At 63.5% G+C, this 699-nt stretch carries 1 protein-coding gene; it reads left to right on the forward strand.

Annotated elements, in window-relative coordinates:
- A partial coding sequence (istB, locus tag A7A77_RS17325) for an IS21-like element helper ATPase IstB (protein ID WP_066561335.1) occupies nucleotides 1–573 on the forward strand: 573 nt, incomplete at its 5' end.
- Nucleotides 574–699 lie beyond the last annotated feature (126 nt).

The raw sequence follows: 699 nt of genomic DNA on the forward strand, positions 1-699 counted from the left end.
GCCGCGCGGTTCCCGGCCGCCAAGAGCCTCGACAGCTTCGACTTTGCCGCCATTCCGAAGCTCAACAAGATGCAGGTGCTCGAACTGGCGCGTTGTGACTGGATTACCCGTCGCGAGAACGTCATCGCCCTTGGCCCGTCGGGGACCGGCAAGACCCATGTCGCGATCGGTCTTGGCCTGGCGGCCTGCCAGAAGGGCCTGACGGTCGGGTTCATCACTGCTTCCGCGCTGGTCAGCGAGATGATGGAGGCACGCGACGAACGCCGCCTACTGCGCTTACACAAGCAGATGACCGGCTATAAGCTTCTCATCATCGATGAGCTGGGGTTCGTGCCCCTCTCCAAAACCGGCGCGGAACTGCTGTTCGAGCTGATCTCACAGCGCTACGAACGCGGCTCGACGCTGATCACCAGCAACCTGCCGTTCGACGAATGGACCGAGACGTTCGGTTCCGAGCGCCTGACAGGCGCGCTCCTCGACCGGCTCACCCACCACGTCAGCATCCTCGAGATGAACGGCGAGAGCTATCGCCTGGCCCAGAGCCAGGCACGCAAAGCACGTCCCAACCCCTGACAGAAACGGCAATCCGGGTGTTGACGACCCCCGCTCGGGCTACGCCCTCCCGGCGCTCGCCAACACCCGGATCAAGTGGCCTGGTTTTGCTCCGCCCAATGGACGACTTTTACGCCGCCGTTGACA

It is taken from the genome of Croceicoccus bisphenolivorans (assembly GCF_001634625.1).
GTDB lineage: Bacteria > Pseudomonadota > Alphaproteobacteria > Sphingomonadales > Sphingomonadaceae > Croceicoccus > Croceicoccus bisphenolivorans.